Origin of the sequence: Streptomyces sp. NPDC006602 (assembly GCF_042870385.1) — a bacterium.
GTDB lineage: Bacteria > Actinomycetota > Actinomycetes > Streptomycetales > Streptomycetaceae > Streptomyces.
The window spans coordinates 554,540-571,062 of the sequence record NZ_JBIAHG010000005.1; the positions used below are offsets into that span (position 1 = coordinate 554,540).

13 protein-coding genes and 2 tRNA genes are annotated in these 16,523 nt (G+C 71.4%); 13 read left to right on the forward strand and 2 right to left on the reverse strand.

Going from position 1 to position 16,523, the window contains the following annotated elements:
* The first annotated feature begins 6 nt into the window (after positions 1-6).
* From ACFYO2_RS17770 to ACFYO2_RS17795, 6 genes are read left to right on the forward strand one after another with little or no spacing between them, the layout of a single operon-like run.
* Positions 7-756, forward strand: coding sequence for an SDR family NAD(P)-dependent oxidoreductase (locus ACFYO2_RS17770; protein WP_388349531.1), 750 nt, complete (start codon positions 7-9; stop codon positions 754-756).
* A 1-nt stretch (position 757) separates the two neighbouring features.
* Positions 758-1,093 (forward strand): antibiotic biosynthesis monooxygenase family protein, encoded by a 336-nt coding sequence (locus tag ACFYO2_RS17775; protein ID WP_388349533.1) that lies wholly within the window; start codon positions 758-760, stop codon positions 1,091-1,093.
* A complete protein-coding gene (locus tag ACFYO2_RS17780; RefSeq protein WP_388349535.1) occupies positions 1,090-1,455 on the forward strand; it encodes an antibiotic biosynthesis monooxygenase family protein in 366 nt (121 codons plus the stop codon). The genes ACFYO2_RS17775 and ACFYO2_RS17780 overlap by 4 nt, the downstream gene beginning before the upstream one ends.
* A 2-nt stretch (positions 1,456-1,457) precedes the next feature.
* Positions 1,458-2,705 (forward strand): cytochrome P450, encoded by a 1,248-nt coding sequence (locus ACFYO2_RS17785; RefSeq protein WP_388349537.1) that lies wholly within the window; start codon positions 1,458-1,460, stop codon positions 2,703-2,705.
* A 40-nt stretch (positions 2,706-2,745) separates the two neighbouring features.
* Entirely contained in the window at positions 2,746-3,564 is an 819-nt protein-coding gene (locus tag ACFYO2_RS17790; RefSeq protein WP_388349539.1) for an SAM-dependent methyltransferase, read from the forward strand.
* A 6-nt stretch (positions 3,565-3,570) separates the two neighbouring features.
* Positions 3,571-5,079, forward strand: coding sequence for a peptide MFS transporter (locus ACFYO2_RS17795; protein ID WP_388349541.1), 1,509 nt, complete (start codon positions 3,571-3,573; stop codon positions 5,077-5,079).
* A gap of 2 nt (positions 5,080-5,081) precedes the next feature.
* Here ACFYO2_RS17795 and ACFYO2_RS17800 read toward each other — a convergent pair.
* Together ACFYO2_RS17800 and ACFYO2_RS17805 are read right to left on the reverse strand one after the other, a co-directional pair.
* A tRNA-Glu gene (locus ACFYO2_RS17800) sits at positions 5,082-5,154 on the reverse strand.
* Positions 5,155-5,234: 80 nt separating this feature from the next.
* On the reverse strand, positions 5,235-6,851 hold the full coding sequence (locus ACFYO2_RS17805) for a metallophosphoesterase (RefSeq protein WP_388349543.1): 1,617 nt from the start codon (positions 6,849-6,851) through the stop codon (positions 5,235-5,237).
* A gap of 83 nt (positions 6,852-6,934) precedes the next feature.
* Between ACFYO2_RS17805 and ACFYO2_RS17810 the strand changes: the two genes are divergently transcribed.
* The 7 genes from ACFYO2_RS17810 (at position 6,935) to ACFYO2_RS17840 (ending at position 16,490) form a co-directional block, all read left to right on the forward strand.
* Positions 6,935-7,285, forward strand: a complete 351-nt coding sequence (locus ACFYO2_RS17810) for a metallopeptidase family protein (RefSeq protein ID WP_388349545.1) — start codon at positions 6,935-6,937, stop codon at positions 7,283-7,285.
* 89 nt (positions 7,286-7,374) lie between these two features.
* Entirely contained in the window at positions 7,375-7,905 is a 531-nt protein-coding gene (locus tag ACFYO2_RS17815) for a hypothetical protein (protein WP_388349547.1), read from the forward strand.
* A 213-nt stretch (positions 7,906-8,118) separates the two neighbouring features.
* Entirely contained in the window at positions 8,119-10,284 is a 2,166-nt protein-coding gene (locus ACFYO2_RS17820) for a DEAD/DEAH box helicase (protein WP_388349549.1), read from the forward strand.
* A gap of 215 nt (positions 10,285-10,499) precedes the next feature.
* Entirely contained in the window at positions 10,500-13,592 is a 3,093-nt protein-coding gene (locus ACFYO2_RS17825; protein WP_388349551.1) for an FG-GAP repeat domain-containing protein, read from the forward strand.
* A 62-nt stretch (positions 13,593-13,654) separates the two neighbouring features.
* Complete coding sequence (locus ACFYO2_RS17830) at positions 13,655-15,217, forward strand: amino acid permease (protein WP_388349553.1); 1,563 nt, start codon at positions 13,655-13,657, stop codon at positions 15,215-15,217.
* A gap of 110 nt (positions 15,218-15,327) precedes the next feature.
* Positions 15,328-15,400: transfer RNA gene (locus ACFYO2_RS17835), tRNA-Lys, on the forward strand.
* 616 nt (positions 15,401-16,016) lie between these two features.
* Positions 16,017-16,490, forward strand: a complete 474-nt coding sequence (locus tag ACFYO2_RS17840; protein WP_388349555.1) for a hypothetical protein — start codon at positions 16,017-16,019, stop codon at positions 16,488-16,490.
* Positions 16,491-16,523 lie beyond the last annotated feature (33 nt).

Sequence of the window (16,523 nt, forward strand, 5' to 3'; positions counted from 1 at the left end):
TTCCTAGTGGAACTCGCACTGCACGGCAGGAAACTGCTCATCACCGGCGGCACCCGGGGCATAGGGCGGGGCCTCGTCCTCGCCGCGGCCCGGGCCGGCGCCGACGTCGTCACCTGCTACCGGCAGGAGAGCGAGGCCGTCGACACCCTGACCGCCGCGCTGAAGGAGACCGCCGGCGACCACCACGTCCTGCGCGCGGACGTCGGCGACATCGCCGAGGTCGACCGGCTCGTCGGCGAGGCCAAGGACCGCTTCGGGCGGCTCGACGGCATCGTCAACAACGCGGGCCTGATCAGCCACATCCCGTTCGCGGAGCTGCCCGCCGAGGAGTGGTCGCGGATCCTCGACACCAACCTGACGGCCGCCTACCGGATCATCCAGCAGGCGCTGCCGCTGCTCGGCGCCGGCTCCTCGGTCGTCAACATCGGCTCGCGCGGCGCCGCGGCGGGCATCCCGCTGCGCGCCCACTACACCGCGGCCAAGGCCGCCATGATCGGGCTGACCCGCTCGCTCGCCAAGGAACTCGGCCCGCGGGGCATCCGGGTCAACGTCGTCGCCCCCGGCGTGATCGAGACCGAGGCCTTCGCCACCATGCCCGCGGAGCGCGCCGACGGACTGCGGGCCACCTACTCCCGCAAGACCGCGCTCGCCCGCCTCGGCACCGTCGAGGAACTGGCCGGACCGGTGCTGTTCCTGCTCAGCGACGGCTCCGCGTACATCACCGGCGAGACCCTCAACGTCGACGGGGGCATCTGACATGGCCGAGCTGTCCGACCAGGTGTTCCGGGTCATGCTGCGGATGCAGATCAGGCCCGAGATGGCACACGAGTTCGAGAAGGTGTGGCTGGAGGTGGGCGACTCGGTCACCACGCACCCCGCCAACCTCGGCCAGTGGCTGTCCCGCAGTGCCGAGGAGAACGGCATCTACTACATCGTCAGCGACTGGGTGAACGAGCCGCTGTTCCGCGAGTTCGAGACCAGCGACCGGCATCTGGAGCACCGGCAGAAACTGCACCCGTACCGCAGCGGCGGCTCCATGACGACCATGCACGTCGTGGCCGCCCTCCCCGGCGCGGCCGGCGGCACCCCGTGACCTCCGCAGCGGTCTTTGGCGCGGTCGAGGTGGTGCTCTACCACCTGAGCGACGACCCGGACCGGGTGCTGGAGGCGTACCACGAGGCCAGCCGCCGGATGGCGGGCACCACCGGGCTGCTCGGCAACAAGCTGCTGCGCGCCCTCGGTGACCCGCACGCCTACGTCGTGGTGAGCCGCTGGTCGGACTGGGAGGCGTTCACCGCCTGGGAGGGCGGCCCCGCCCACAAGGAACAGACCGCCCCGCTCAGGCCGTTCCGCGACACCGGCCGGGACCGGCCCTTCGAGATCTACCGGGAACTCGCCCACTACGGCACGGACCGGGCCGTCACCGGTGCGGCCGACGTCATGGAAGGAGCCTGAGAATGGCCAGCACCAACGCCCCGCCGACCGACCTGTTCACGCCCGCCTTCCACCAGAACCCGCACGAGGCACTGGCCGCGCTGCGGCACACCGCGCCCGCGGTGCCCGTGATGACGCCGAACGGACTGCGCACCTGGCTGGTCACCGGGTACGAGCACGCCAGGGCGCTGCTCGCCGACCCCCGGCTGAGCAAGGACATGCGGGTCGGCAGGGACCTCATCCCGCGCAACTTCGCCGACCCCGACAAACAAAGGGAGTTCCTCGCCGAGTCGGGGGAGCGCAGCCAGTTCCCGCACGTCCTCAGCGTGCACATGCTCGACAGTGACCCGCCGGACCACACCCGGCTGCGCCGGCTCGTCGGCCGGGCCTTCACCGCGCGCCGGGTCGAGTCCCTGCGGCCGCGCATCACCGACCTCACCGACGAACTCCTGGACGCCCTGGCCCGGCACGGCAAGGTGGACCTGATGGAGGCTCTGGCCTTCCCGGTGCCCTTCACGGTCATCTGCTGGCTGCTCGGCGTGCCCCCGGACGACCGGGTCGCCTTCCGCCGCTGGTCCAACCTGCTCGTCTCCGGCGCGGGCACCGACGAGGTCCGCGAGGCCAGCGCGTCGATGATCGCCTACCTGACGGCGCTGATCGAGTCCAAGCGGTCCGAACCGGCCGACGACATGCTCACCGACCTCGTCCACGCCCAGGACGCCGGCGACGAGCTGTCGTCCGACGAACTGATCTCCATGGCGTTCCTGCTGCTGGTGGCCGGCCACGAGACCACGGTCAACCTCATCGGCAACGGTGCCCTCGCCCTGCTCACCCACCCGGAGGTGCGCGAGCAACTCGCGGCGGACGCGTCGCTGTGGCCCGCGGCCGTCGAGGAGTTCCTCCGGTACGACGGTCCGGTCACCAACGCCACCTGGCGGTTCACCACCGAGCCCGTCGAGGTCGGTTCCGTGGTCATCCCCGAGGGCGAGTTCGTGACCATCTCGATCGGTGCCGCGGGCCGGGACCCGGCGCGCTACGCCGACCCGGACCGGCTGGACATCACCCGGGCCCACAGCGCCTCGGTCGCCTTCGGCCACGGCATCCACCACTGCCTGGGCGCCCCGCTGGCGCGGCTCGAGGGACACATCGTCATCAGCCGCCTCTTCGCGCGCTTCCCCGGACTGCGGCTCGCCGTGGACGCGGGCGACCTGCGCTGGCGCAGCAGCCTGATGATGCGCGGACTCGAGGAACTTCCGGTGTTCACGGCATAACAGCCCAGCCCCCGCCCCGCATCGACTGGAGGAGACACACGTGGAACGTCACGGCACCGAGCGCCCCGCCTGGGCACCGCCGGAGGTCGATATCGACACCCCGAGCATCGCCCGGGTGTACGACTACTGGATCGGCGGCACCCACAACTTCCCGGCGGACCGGGAACTCGCCCGCAAGGTAGCGGCCGGCAACCCGGACCTGCCCGCCACCCTGAAGGCCAACCGCGCCTTCCTGCGCCGCGCGGTACGGGAGCTGTCGGACCTCGGCATACGGCAGTTCCTGGACATCGGTTCCGGCATCCCGGCGGAGGGCAACGTGCACGACGTGGCCCTCGCCGCCCACCCGGACAGCAAGGTCGTCTACGTCGACATCGACCCGGTGGCCGTCGCGCACGGCCGGGCGCTGCTGGCCGACGAACCCAGGGCGGCCGTCTTCCAGGGCGACCTGTACAAGTCCCGGGAGATCCTGGACGCGGACGACACCCGCCGGCTGATCGACTTCGGGCAGCCGGTCGCGCTGATCCTCGCCGCCGTCCTCCACTTCGTCCCGGACGGCGACGACCCGCTCGCGCTGGTGAGGCAGTACACCGAAGGACTCGCGCCCGGCAGTGCCCTGGTGATCTCGCACGCCGGCGCGGAAGAGGTCCCGCGGGCCGCGCCGGAGGCCGCCGAGCAGTACCGGGGCGCGGTGAGCCAGGTCATCTGGCGCGACAACAGGGAACTCGCCGCCCTGTTCGAGGACTTCGAGCTGCTGGACCCAGGAGTGGTCCGCGCCCCCCTGTGGCGCCCCGAACCGACCGACACCCCCGACCCGGGCCTCGCGATGCTGTCCGGGGTGGCACTCAAACCGGCCCGGTGACGGGAGGTGGATGCCTCCCTGACCACGCAGGAGTCCTCACCGGCCGCACGGGCACAGGCAGCGGGCGGCCGTAGGCCCGGGTTCGGCACCCTGCTCGCGGTCGACCTGTGGGAGCGGTTCAGCTTCTTCGGCATGGCGGCGATCCTGGTGCTCTACCTGACCGCCTCCGAGGCCCGCGGCGGCATGGGCATGGCCCCACAGACGGCCACCGCGGTCTTCGCGGCGTACATGTCGCTCAGCTTCATGGCCGGGCTGCCCGGCGGCTGGCTCGCCGACCGGGTGCTGGGCGCGCGCCGGGCGGTCCTGCTCGGCGGGGCGCTCATCACCTGCGGCCACGTGGTCCTCGCGGTGCCGGTGCCGGGCACGCTCTACGCCGGGCTGCTGCTGGTCGTCGCGGGCACCGGCCTGGTCAAGCCGGCCATGGCGGCGATGGTCGCGGGGGTCAGCGGAGAGGGGGAGGGCCGCCGCGAGGCGGCCTTCTCGCTCTTCTACATGTGCGTCCAGGTCAGCGCGCTCGTCGCCCCCGTCGTCACCGGGCTGCTGGCGGAGCGCGTCGCCTGGCACCTGGGCTTCGCCGCGGCCGCCGTCGGCATGACGGCGGGGCTGGTCCAGTTCGCCCTCGGCCGGCGCCGGTACGCAGACGTGGGCGCGCGTCCGTCCCGCCCGGTGCCGCACGCCGAGGCCGCCGTGATGCTCGGACGCGCCGCGGTGGCCACGGCAGCGGTGGGCGCGCTGCTGGTGGCACCGGCGTCCCTCGGCCTGCTGCCGCTGCCCGCGGTGCTCGCCGTCCTCGGCCTGACCACGGTCACCCTGCCGTTCTGGTACCTGCGCTCACTGCGCCGGACCAGCGCGCCCGATCCAGGGCAGGGTGAGGGACAGGGACAGGGGCAGCGGCGTCGGCTGGCGGGGTTCACCGCTCTGATGGCGGCCTCGGCCGCGTTCTGGATGATCTTCGCGCAGAGCGGCTCGGTCCTCAGTCTCTTCGCCGAGCGCCACACCGACCGGGACCTGCTCGGCTTCGAGATTCCCGCCAGCTGGTTCCAGTCCGTGCACCCGCTCTTCGTCCTGCTGGCCGCCCCGTTCGTCGCCCGGCTGTGGCTGCGGGCGGGGCCGCGTGTCGACGTGCCCGTCAAGTTCGCGGGGGCGCTGATCGCGGCCGGGCTGAGCTTTGTGCTGATGGCGGTCGCGGCCCGGCTCGCCGAGCACGGCCCGGTCGGCCCTTACTGGCTGCTGCTGGTCTACCTGCTCTACTCCTGCGGCGAGATCGCGCTCGCACCGGCCGGCCTGGCGCTGGCCGCCGCGGTCGCCCCGCCCGGCAGCACCAGCCGACTGCTCGCGGTGAACGGCCTGTTCGGCGCCGTGGGTGTGGTGGTGGGAGGCCAGTTGTTCCGACTGACAGCGGTGCTGCCCCTCGCGGCGTACTTCCTGCTGCTCGGGGGCTTCGTCCTCGCAGTCGGTACGGCGGTCGCGCTCGGTACCGTGCGGCTGCGCCGACTGCTCGGCGCAATGCGGTGAAGTGCCCCCAACGGGATTCGAACCCGTGCTACCGCCTTGAAAGGGCGGCGTCCTAGGCCGCTAGACGATGAGGGCTATCGGGCCGCCTGGGCGCCTCGCGGCGCGTCGGGGACGTGAGAAGCATATGGGATGGCGGGAGGGATCGCCAAAACGGTTTACGGAGCACTGGTCGCGGGGCTGGGGGAGGACAGGGACGGGGACGGTGAGGACAGGGACGGGGACGGTGAGGAGGGCGAGGGGGACGGGGGCGCGCCGGGCTGGTTCTCCTCCACCAGGTGGCGGCTGACCTCGGCCGTCGTCAGGCCCAGGCCGCCCAGTTCGATCTCGTCCCAGGCCTGGAGGCGGCGGGTGTCGCGGTCCATGTAGAGGATCGAGGCCTCGATGGGGTCCGGGTACTTTCCCTCGATCGCGCGCAGACCGCTGCCGCCGGTCGAGCCCTCGATGCGCAGCCGGGTGCCCTGCTTCAGCACCTCCATCTCCTCGTGGTGGAGATGCCCGGCAAGCACCAGCGGGACCGTGCCGTCCACCCCGCGGGCCGCCGACGGCTCGTGGGCGATGGCGACGTCGACGGGTGTGCCGGCGGTGGTCTGGGCGCGCAGGGCGGAGGCCAGGCGGGCGCCCGCCTGCTCCTGGGACTCCTCGGTGCCGGGCTTGTTCGCGCGGTCGGGGGTGAACTGGGGGTCGCCGATCCCGGCGAAGCGCAGGCCGGCGATGGTCTGGGCCCGGCCGTCGTCCAGGACGTGCACGTTCTTCAGGCCTTCCAGGTAGCGCTGGGTGGTCAGGGAGTCGTGGTTGCCGCGGACCCAGATGTACGGGGCGCTGAGGTCCTCGATCGGGTCGAGGAAGCCGTTCTCGGCGGCCGAGCCGTGGTCCATCGTGTCGCCGGAGTCGACGATCACGTCCACTTTGTACTGCTCCACCAGTGACGAGATGATCGGCCAGCTCGCCGGGTTCAGATGGATGTCCGAGACGTGCAGGACCCGGATGGTGGACGGGTCGGGCTGGTAGGTCGGGAGGGTGGAGGTGGCGTCGTACAGCTTTGTCACGTTTGTCACCAGGCGCGCCAACTCCTTCTGGTAGACGTCGAACTCGGTGACGATGCTGCGGGCGTTGCCGACCAGGGACGGGGCGGAGGAGAGCAGCCCGGAGAACTTCGGTTCCAGGACCGATTCCGGGTTCCAGGTCGCGTACGCGGTTCCGCCTGAGGCGGCCAGGAGGGTCAGGGCGAGGCCGCCGGCCGTCAGGGCCCGGCGGGGGCGGCGGTAGACCGCGAGGCCGAGGGCGGTGGCTCCGGCGACGACGGCGACGCAGGAGCGTACGGCCAGGTCGAGGGTGCCGTGCTCGACGTCCTTGGTGACCTCGTCCTGGAGGCCGGAGAGGCGCTCGGGGTGGTCGACCAGGGCCTGGGAGCGGACCGGGTCGAGCTGGTCGACGTTGACATCCAGGCGGACGGGGGCGTGGTGGCTGTCCAGCTCGAGCGCGCCGAGCGGCGAGACGTTGATCTTCGTGCCGCCGGTGAGCGACGGGCGCAGGGTCATCGTCGTGTTCATGGGCCCGACCGGAGTCCGTACGTTGCCGACGATCAGCAGCCCCAGCCAGGCGCCGAGGACGACCACGGCGACGAGGCCGAGGGCGCGCGCCCAGGGGTGGGGCTGGGGGACGAGTTCGACCGACGGGTGGGGTCGGCGGGTGCGGTAGTGGCGGGCGAGGGCGCGCGGGGTCCTGCGTAGGGAGTTCACGATGTTCCGGACGACGACGGGGACGCGGGCCATTGGTCCCGTATGCCCAAGTCCGCACGTGGATATGCGGGTGCGCTCGTGACTCTCCTACGGGCGGCGTACCGGACAATGGGCCTGTGCTGGAGATGACGCGCGAGGAGTTCGAGGAACTGGTCGCCGAGGCGCTGGACCGGATTCCGCCGGAGTTGACGCGGCTGATGGACAACGTCGCGGTGTTCGTCGAGGACGAGCCGCCGACGGACGATCCCGAGCTGCTCGGACTGTACGAGGGGACTCCGCTGACCGACCGCGGCGAGTGGTACGCGGGGGTGCTGCCGGACCGGATCACCATCTACCGGGGGCCGACGCTGAGGATGTGCGGGTCGCGGGAGGAGGTCGTCGAGGAGACCGAGGTGACCGTGGTGCATGAGATCGCTCACCACTTCGGGATCGACGACACCCGGCTGCACGCGCTCGGCTACGGGTGAGGCCTCGCTGATACGGGTCGCGTGTCCTCTTGTGGGCGGCGGGAGTTGGGCAGGTTGACTCCTTCACCCTCCACCGGAGGTGGCTGCTCGTGCGCCCCTTGAACGTACCCGTCCGTCTGGCCGCCACGGTCATGGCCGTCGTCGCCGCCGCCGGCTGCATGAGCGTCGGCGACGACGACGGCGGCACGAGCGCCAAGCCCTCGCACTCCGCTGGACACCGGGGCGGTGAGGCGCCCGACGGCGGGGCTGCTGTGTCGGGCGGCGGCGCCGGGGTCGGTGCGGCGGCCGATGACGGGAAGCACGGGCACGGCAAGGGGAAGAAGGGCAAGGGGGGGTCGGCGGCGCCGTCCGCGTCCGCGTCGGCCGAGACGAGTGCGTCCGACCCGGCCGGTGCCAAGCCGGGCAGGGGGAGGCCGGACAAGCCGGGGGCGCCGTCGCCGACCAGGGCCCAGCCGACGACCCCACGCACGGTCGAGCCGCAGCCGACACCCACCGAGGCGCCGCCTGCCTCGCCCACGCCCTCACCGACGACCGCCGAGCCGTCGTCCTCGGCCCACGAGCCGCCGGGGCCGCAGCTGGGGCAGCGGGAGCCGGCGCCCATGGCCGGGGCGCCGGTGTGACGTGGCCTACGTCCCTGGGGTTCGGTTTGCCTCTGAGGGTGGTGGGTGCGTATGGTGGCAGATCGTTTGATCCCATCGCCCGGCGCCAGCAGAGCGCGCCGTGTGGCGCGTACTCTCTCCCTTGCCGTGGCGGACCGCATAGAGGCGGTCGTATAGCGAAACACGGAGTTGACGGGCGCGTGCCGACGAGACTCCGGAAGGTTTCGCTTAAGCATGTCCATTTCCAGTACTGATCACGTCGTCGTGCCCGAGAACGAGGGCACTGTCGTGCCCGAGATCGCGAGCATCGAGGACGCACCCGAGGTCACCTTCGCGAGCCTCGGCCTCCCCGAGGGCGTCGTGCGCAAGCTCGCCCAGAACGGCGTGACCACCCCCTTCCCGATCCAGGCCGCGACCATCCCGGACGCCCTGGCCGGCAGGGACATCCTCGGCCGTGGCCGCACCGGCTCCGGCAAGACCCTCTCCTTCGGTCTGCCGGCCCTGGCCACGCTGGCCGGCGGTCGCACCGAGAAGCACAAGCCGCGCGCCGTCATCCTCACGCCGACCCGTGAGCTCGCGATGCAGGTCGCGGACGCGCTCCAGCCCTACGGCGACGTCCTCGGCCTCAAGATGAAGGTCGTCTGCGGCGGTACCTCGATGGGCAACCAGATCTACGCCCTCGAGCGCGGCGTCGACGTCCTCGTCGCCACCCCGGGCCGCCTGCGCGACCTCATCAACCGCGGCGCCTGCTCGCTCGAGAACGTCCAGATCACCGTCATCGACGAGGCCGACCAGATGTCGGACCTGGGCTTCCTGCCCGAGGTCACCGAGCTGCTGGACCAGGTCCCCTCCGGCGGCCAGCGCATGCTCTTCTCCGCGACCATGGAGAACGAGATCAAGACCCTCGTCGACCGCTACCTCACCAACGCGGCCACCCACGAGGTGGACGCGGCGCAGGGCGCGGTGACGACCATGTCGCACCACATCCTGATCGTGAAGCCCAAGGACAAGGCGCCGGTCACGGCCGCGATCGCCTCCCGCAAGGGCCGCACGATCATCTTCGTCCGCACCCAGCTGGGCGCCGACCGTATCGCCGAGCAGCTGCGCGACTCCGGTGTGAAGGCCGACGCGCTGCACGGTGGCATGACCCAGGGCTCCCGGACCCGGACGCTGGCCGACTTCAAGGACGGCTACGTCAACTGCCTGGTCGCCACCGACGTCGCCGCGCGCGGTATCCACGTCGACGGCATCGACCTGGTCCTGAACGTGGACCCGGCCGGCGACCACAAGGACTACCTGCACCGTGCCGGGCGTACGGCCCGTGCCGGCCGCACCGGCACCGTGGTCTCGCTGTCCCTGCCGCACCAGCGCCGCCAGATCTTCCGGCTGATGGAGGACGCGGGCGTCGACGCCGGGCGTCACATCATCAACTCCGGTACGGCCTTCGAGCCCGAGGTCGCCGAGATCACCGGCGCCCGTTCGATGACCGAGGTCCAGGCCGAGTCCGCGGGCAAGTCCGCGCAGCAGGCCGAGCGCGAGGTCGCCCAGCTCACCAAGGAGCTGGAGCGGGCGCAGCGCCGCGCGACCGAACTGCGCGAGGAGGCCGACCGCCTGGTCGCGCGAGTCGCGCGCGAGCAGGGCGAGGACCCCGAGGCGGCGGTCGCCGAGGCGCAGGCCGCGGCCGCGGTGGCCGAGGTCTCCGTTCCCGAGCAGCCCGCGGCGCAGGACGTCGACAGGGCGGACCGGGACGACCGTGGTGGTCGTTCCTACGAGCGTCGTGACAACGACCGTGGTGGGTTCCGCCGTGAAGACAACCGCGGTGGTGGCCGTGGCTTCGAGCGTCGTGACGACAACCGTGGCGGTGGCCGTCCCTTCGAGCGTCGTGACAACGACCGTGGTGGGTTCCGCCGTGACGACAACCGCGGTGGTGGCCGTGGCTTCGAGCGTCGTGACGACAACCGTGGCGGTGGCCGTCCCTTCGAGCGTCGTGACGACAACCGTGGCGGCTTCCGCCGTGACGACCGTCGGGACGACAACCGTGGTGGCGGTCGTTCCTTCGAGCGTCGTGACGACAACCGTGGCGGTGGCCGTTCCTTCGAGCGCCGTGACGACAACCGCGGTGGCGGTTCCTTCGAGCGCCGCGACAACGACCGTGGGGGCTTCCGCCAGGGCGACCGTCCGGCCCGCCCCTTCGAGCGTCGTGACGAGCGCAGCGGACACCGTGGCAGCGACCGTCCGTTCAACCGCGACCGCCAGGGCGACCGCCCCGGCTTCCGCCCCTCCGGCCACGACCGCCCGAACGGTCGTCGTGACGACCACCGCAGCGGTGGCAGCACCGGCACCGGCACCGGCTCCTTCGGTCGCCGTGACGACAAGCCGCGCTGGAAGCGCAACGGCTGACGCCGGGTAAGCGCACGCGACAACGCCGTGGCCCCCACCCGCACATCGGGTGGGGGCCACGGCGTTGTCCTGTCCGGACGGGGAGAAAGGGCTTTCGGTACCTCGAACTGCCTGTAAGATCAGGCAACTTGTGAGACGGGTGGGACGGCCGGGGGGCCGGGCCGGGAGCGCCGGAGAGGTGCCGCAGCCCGTCTCGTCTCTCGGGGAGGGTCTCCTTGGCTCGACATGCCCACGCACGCCTGCGCCTCGTCGCCGCCGCCGCACTGGCCGCCGGACTGAGCCCGCTGGTGCCGTCGTCCGCCGTCGCGGACACCGCGCAGGAGACGGTGGTACCGGCGACGTTCCGGGACTCGTACACCACTGCGACCGTCTCCTACGCCGACACCACCTACGGTGGCGAAGGGGCGGGCAGCCAGGGCGTCTTCCACCGTCTGGAGGGCCGCTCGGGACTGCTGTGGACGCGGTACGCGGACGGGACGTCCGTCGACGTGCCGGCGGCCGGCAGCGGCCTGGCGATCGACAACGGCACCGGCACCGACGTCCTGGCGCGCCGCTACCAGGACGGCCGCATCGAGCTGTTCGACGCCGCGAACGGCACGACCCGCACGATCCAGATGCCCACGGGATACGCCGGGGTGTACGGCGGGGTCCACGGCAGCACGGTCGTCGCCTTGGAGAACGTCACCGGCGAGGACGGGATCACCACCAAGGTCAGGCATCTGCTGAGCCCGGCACCCGACGGCGGCACCCGGGACCTGACGATCTCGGGTCTGCCCCCGGGCATGCAGATCGGTGGGCCACTGCGGGGCGACGCCTCCGGCATCGTCTTCCGCGCGTCGCTCGACGGCAGCATCCGGTCGGTGCTCGTCGACCCGGAGACCGGCCGGGTCCAGGGCTGGACCCCGGCGCTGTCCGGCGGCAACTCCACCGTCCTGTCGCCCGATTACCTGGTCCAGTACGCGGGCGACTCCGCCTCGAAGGCGTACGTCTACTCCCGCGCCGATCTCTCGGCACCGCCCGTCGAGGTGACTCTGGACGGCGCCGACGTTCTGAACCCCGCCAACGAGCTCTCCGTGGTGGGCGACTGGCTCGTCCACAGCCCGGCCGGCGGCACCAAGGTGACCGCCGTACCGATCGCGGGCGGCGACCCGATCACCCTGCTCGCCTCCTCCAAGGGCGACGTCTCCGCCTCGGCGGACGGCGACGCCGTCGCCGTGGGCCGCACCGGCGCCGACGACTGGGGCATCCAGCGCATCCACCCCGACGCCGACGGCAAGCCCGTCGTCAGCCTCGTCAAGGCGCTGCCGAAACCGCCGTACAAGATCCGGGGCCTCGCCCTGGAGCAGGGGCGGCTGCTGGTCGCGGACGACAGCTGGGGCAGTGTCCGGGACACCTACCTGCGGACCGTCGCGGCCACCGGGACACCCACGTACGGGTCGCGTTCCAACTACGACGGCACCGCCATGGCGCTCTACGACTGCCCGGCTGCGGAGGGCGGCTGCGCCGTGTTCGGTACGGCCGACAACCGTGCGGTCTGGCTGATGCGGGACACCGCCGACCGTGATCGGATCTGGACCGACGGGCCCGGGGCGTACGACTCCGCGGAGTACTCCGTCCCCGCCGGCGGGCGGATCACCGACGTCTCCGGCCAGTACGTGATCCACACGACCGCGACCCAGCAGATCGTCCTCAAGCTCGGCGACAGCACCGGCCCCACGGTCACCCGTGCCCCGGGCGCCGCCGCCCTCGACGGCGAGATCCTCTGGACGGCGGGGGCGAACGCCGGTGAGGTCACGGCGTACAACCTGACGACGAAGAAGACCGTCGAGACGGTGAGGACGGACGCCGGCTGCGTGCCCGCCGAGCTCCAGGCACTCGGCCGCTACCTGTACTGGACCTGTGACGGCCGGGCCGGCGTGTACGACCGTACGGCGGGCAGGTCCGTGGCCGTGCCCGCAGACGAGGCCAAGCTCGGCGACGGGTTCGTCGTCACGCACGACAAGCGGGCCGGGAAGCTGACGCTGACGACGTTCGCCGACGGCACGGCCGCGAGCCGGGTCATCGGCGAGCTGCCCGACACCGGGACCTCGCAGCGGGACGTGCGCTGGACCGTCGACGGGTCCGGCGCGAACGCGGCCTACGTCGACGACCGGGAGCAGGTGCACCTCGTACCGTCCGGCGTGGCGCAGCAGCCGCTGCGGCTGCTCGCACCGGTCACCAAGGCGTCGTCCGTCGAGGCACACACGTTTGACACGACCCCCGACACCCTGACCACCCTGCTGCTGTCGAAGCCGACCTCCGGCTGGGACGTCACCGTGCGCAACCGCGCGTCCGGCAAGGTCTACGGCGACGGCAAGGACGGCACGGCCGCGCGGGGTGAGCTGAACGTCGGCTGGAGCGGTCTCGACCCCCAGGGGACCGGGGACGCGTACCTGCCGAACGGTTCCTACGACTGGACCGTCACCGTCACCCCGGCGGACGGCGTCGGCGCCCCGCTGACGGTGACCGGTACGGTCCGGCTGGTGAAGGGCGAGGCGGTCCGTCGCGACCACGTGGGCGACGACGGCTTCGGCGAGCTCCTCACCCTCAACTCCTCCGGCGTGCTGACCTTCCAGCAGAGCACCGGCAAGGGCACGTTCTCCGGGAAGGTGAGCGGCGGCGGCTGGGCGACCTCGGTCAGGGCGGTGCCGTTCGGGGACCTCAGCGGGGACCGGTGCAACGACGTACTGGTGCGGCTGAGCAGCGGGGCCCTGCGTGCCTACCGACCGGGGTGCGGTGCCGCGCTGAAGCCGTCGACGCCGTACACCTCGCTGGGCACGTCCGGCTGGAACCAGTACGACGTGCTGACCGCACCCGGAGATGTGACCAAGGACGGGCTCCCGGACCTGGTCGCGCGGAACTCCTCGACCGGGGCCGTGTACCTCTACAAGGGGACGAGCACGGGCAAGCTGTCGGCACGGGTGAAGCTGTACGACAACTGGAAGACGTACAAGAAGGTCGTGGGCGCCGGGGACCTGAACGGCGACGGCATCGGCGATCTGCTCGCCCAGGACAAGTCGAACAACCTTTACCGGTACTACGGCAAGGGCAACGGCACGTTCACGGCGCGGGCGAAGCTGTTCACCAGCTGGGGCGGCTCGTACAACGCGATCGTCGGGGTCGGGGACATCACCGGGGACGGCAAGGCCGACCTGGTCTCCCGGGACAGCGGCGGGAACGTCTGGCGCAACAACGGCGACGGCAAGGGGTCGTTCGGGGCCCGTACGAAGATCGCCACCGGCTGGCAGGGTTACAAGGGTCTTTTCTAGAAGGTACTTCTCGGCCAAGTTGTGACGTGTGTCACGCCCCCGGTGTGGGAATCGCTGGGGGCATGACAGATGACGCCATAGCGAGCGGGCAGTCGGGACCTTCCGAACATTCGGAACTCTCCGACGAAGAACGGCTTGCCCAGCTCGGCTACACGCAGGTTCTCGCCCGCCGCATGTCGGCGTTCTCCAACTACGCGGTCTCCTTCACGATCATCTCGGTCCTCTCGGGCTGTCTGACCCTGTACCTGTTCGGCATGAACACGGGCGGCCCGGCCGTGATCATGTGGGGCTGGGTCGCGGTCGGCCTGATGACGCTGTTCGTCGGCCTGTCGATGGCCGAGATCTGCTCGGCGTACCCGACGTCGGCGGGCCTGTACTTCTGGGCTCACCGGCTCGCGCCCCCGCGTGCGGCCGCCGCCTGGGCGTGGTTCACGGGCTGGTTCAACGTGCTGGGCCAGGTGGCGGTGACAGCGGGCATCGACTTCGGCGCGGCCTCGTTCCTCGGGGCGTACCTGAACCTCCAGTTCGACTTCGAGGTCACGCCGGGTCGCACGGTGCTGCTGTTCGCCGCGATCCTGCTGCTGCACGGCCTGCTGAACACCTTCGGTGTCCGGATCGTCGGTCTGCTCAACAGCGTGAGCGTCTGGTGGCACGTGCTGGGCGTGGCGGTGATCGTCGGCGCGCTGACCTTCGTACCCGACCAGCACCAGTCCGCGTCCTTCGTCTTCGGCGAGTTCGTGAACAACACGGGCTGGGGCAGCGGGGTGTACGTCGTCCTCCTGGGCCTGCTGATGGCCCAGTACACCTTCACCGGCTACGACGCCTCGGCCCACATGACGGAGGAGACGCACGACGCGTCGACGGCGGGCCCGAAGGGGATCGTGCAGTCCATCTGGACGTCGTGGATAGCGGGCTTCGTCCTGTTGCTGGGCTTCACCTTCGCGATCCAGTCGTACGACGGTGCCCTCGGGTCGGCGACGGGGGCGCCGCCGGCCCAGATCCTGCTCGACGCGCTCGGCGCGACGGCGGGCAAGCTGCTGCTGCTGGTCGTGATCGGGGCGCAGCTGTTCTGCGGGATGGCGTCGGTTACGGCCAACAGCCGCATGATCTACGCCTTTTCGAGGGACGGCGCGCTGCCTTACTCGCGTGTCTGGCACACGGTCAGCCCGCGCACCCGCACGCCCGTCGCGGCGGTGTGGCTGGCCGCGGGCGGCGCGCTGGTCCTCGGCCTTCCGTACCTGATCAACGTGACCGCGTACGCGGCGGTGACGTCGATCGCCGTGATCGGCCTCTACATCGCCTACGTCATCCCGACACTGCTGCGGCTGCGCAAGGGCGAGGCCTTCCAACGCGGGCCGTGGCACCTGGGCCGCTGGTCGCGCGTGGTGGGAGTGGTCTCGGTCGGGTGGGTGGGCCTGATCACGGTGCTGTTCATGCTGCCGCAGGTCTCGCCGGTGACATGGGAGACCTTCAACTACGCGCCGGTCGCCGTCCTTGCCGTCCTCGGCTTCGCCGCGACCTGGTGGCTGGCCTCGGCCCGGCACTGGTTCCTCAACCCGGACCACGAGCGGACCCGGGCCCGCGTGGCGGCCCGCGCGAACGCCCCGGAACCGGTCGATCCCTGACGCTCCGGGCCTGCGTTTTCCTGGTCGTTCCCGCCCGACCCGGCCGTGTCCCCGATACCCGATCGGAGACACGGCCTCCTCCGGCTATGCTCGGGGTGGCAACATCGCCTGGGCCCTTAGCTCAATTGGCAGAGCAGTGGACTTTTAATCCATTGGTTGTGGGTTCGAGTCCCACAGGGCCTACCGGTGGCGGGTGGGGAGTATCCCTCTGACCTGCTACGCAGCGTTCGGGTCGGCTTCGTCCGGCTCGGACGCTGCTTGGTTTCGGGGCCCGTGCGTGAGCGATGCGTGAGTGGATGTTCGGGGGCACGCCAGGTCGGCGGGCGAGGCTAGGGCGGTGAAGGCGGAGACGCCGGATCCGATTGTCGCGGTGCGCTTGCCCGCGTATCGGGCGCGGAGGGCGGCCCGGTGCCGACCGCATGGACGAGCACGCCGAACTGCCCAGCAGCCACACCGCCTGTCCGGCTCCACCTCGGCCAGGGGCTGCGACATGGTCTGCAGTAGCTCGGCAAACTGGTTCTCGATGTGGCCCCCTTCAGCCCGCCCGCAGCGGGACCTCTCTCTGGCGTGCGCTGAAGGATGACCCTCGAAGTATGGAACGGAATTAGCGGGCAGCGGAGTGGTCTTGATTCCGGTGCGGTGACATGCCGGAGGTCCGATGCCCACGTGGCGTCGGGAGACGCAACCGGACTTCGCCAGGCCCGGTCTGGGCGGGAAGCGGGTTTCGGCGAGACGGGTGCGAGGCCCCGGCATGCGGCGCTACCGTCCCCATCAACACCATGATTAGGGGGAGGCCGGCATGCTCGACCAGGCATTGATCGCACTGGCCGCGTCCGGGGGCACGGCGCTGGTAGGAGCGGCGGGGACGGACGCATGGAGGGGACTTCGGCAGGCGGTGGCACGCTGGTTCGGCCGGGGCGATGCGCAACGTGAGCAGGTTGAGCTGGAGCGGCTGGACCAGACCGCGGCTGCCGTGCAGGCCACCGACTCGGCTGAGGCGGAGCAGGCACGCAACCGCCAGGAGGTCGCCTGGCAGACTCGCATTGAGGCCCTGCTTGAAAGCCTGGGCGGGACCGAGCGGGAGCGGGCGGCCGAGCAACTGCGCAGCCTGCTCGCACAGCACGCCGCGCAGAGCGGCGTGGCCGCCGGACCGGGCGGGCTAGCCGCCAACACCGTAGACGTCCACGCCGAGCAGGGTTCGATCGCGGCTGGTGTGATCCACGGAGGGGCGCAGATCGGCACCCCTCCCATGCCGGCTCCGCCCCAGGGCTGAGCGGACCGGCCACCGCAAGCCCACCCGAAATCC